Source organism: Romboutsia sp., from assembly GCF_051659545.1.
In the GTDB taxonomy this organism is placed as follows: Bacteria; Bacillota; Clostridia; order Peptostreptococcales; family Peptostreptococcaceae; genus JBOFOR01.
Genome location: NZ_JBOFOR010000068.1, coordinates 1 through 1,320 on the forward strand (window position 1 = coordinate 1; position 1,320 = coordinate 1,320).

Here is a 1,320-nt window from a genome sequence, read left to right on the forward strand (position 1 = left end):
TAAGAGATACAAAACCGAAGGTATTTTACCGTTAGGAAGTAGTAGACTTGGAGGAAAGCTTGACCTTAGAGAAAAGACAATTACTAAGAAATAATGAATATTACAATATGCAAGATACCTTTGATGAGATATATTTAAATTCTTGTAATAATCTTAAATTTGTTAATCTTATGGATTATATAGCTAGTGAAAATAATATTTTACTAGCATATAGGAATATTAAAAATAATAAAGGCTCAACAACCGCAGGTACTGATAATAAAAATATTGAAAGTCTTAAAAATCTAAGTAATGATGAACTTGTAAATTTAATTCAAAGTAAATTTGCAAATTATATACCAAAGAGTGTTAGAAGGGAAGAAATTCCTAAACAGAATGGCAAACTTAGACCGTCAGGTATTCCTTGTATTGATGATAGAATAATACAACAATGTATTAAACAAATATTAGAACCAATTTGCGAAGCAAAATTTCACAAACATAGTTATGGTTTTAGACCTAATAGAAATACATCTCATGCAATAGCTAGATGCATGTTTCTAATGAATAGAGCTAAACTTCATTATGTAGTGGATATTGATATAAAAGGATTTTTTGATAATGTCAATCATGGTAAACTTAAAAAACAACTATGGAAACTAGGTATTAGAGATAAAAATCTGTTGAAAATAATTAGTAAAATATTAAAATCAGAGATACAAGTAATTGGAATACCTACAAAAGGAACACCACAAGGTGGAATAATTAGTCCACTTCTATCGAATGTAGTATTAAATGAATTAGATTGGTGGGTTAGTTCACAATGGGAGACCTTTAAGACTAATAAATTATATAGCCAAGGTAGCAGAATGAGAGCTCAAAAAACTACAAATTTAAAAGAGATGTGGATAGTTAGATATGCAGATGACTTTAAAATATTTTGTAGAGACCATAAAACAGCTATAAAAATATTTAAAGCAGTAAAATCTTGGTTAAAAGAGCGATTAGACTTAGATATTAGTAATGAAAAATCAAAGATAACAAATTTAAGAAAAAATAATACAGAATTTTTAGGGTTTAAATTAAAGGTAAAATTAAAAGGTAAAAAATATGTATGTAACAGTAGAATGACACAAAAAGCAAAACAAAATACTGTTAACAAACTAAAACAACAAATTAAAAATATACAAAAAAGTCAAAACAACAAAGAAGTATCAAAGCTTAATTCAATGATACTAGGTAGCCATAATTATTATAGATATGCTACTCATGTGAGTAAAGACTTTTCGGGTATAGATTTCTTAGTAAGAAAAACCTTAAGAGCTAGATTAAAGAATATAA

General features: G+C 26.7%; 1 protein-coding gene. It reads left to right on the forward strand.

Annotated elements, in window-relative coordinates:
* Window positions 1–59: 59 nt before the first annotated feature.
* A partial coding sequence (gene ltrA / locus ACRC03_RS03740) for a group II intron reverse transcriptase/maturase (RefSeq protein WP_438651211.1) occupies window positions 60–1,320 on the forward strand: 1,261 nt, incomplete at its 3' end.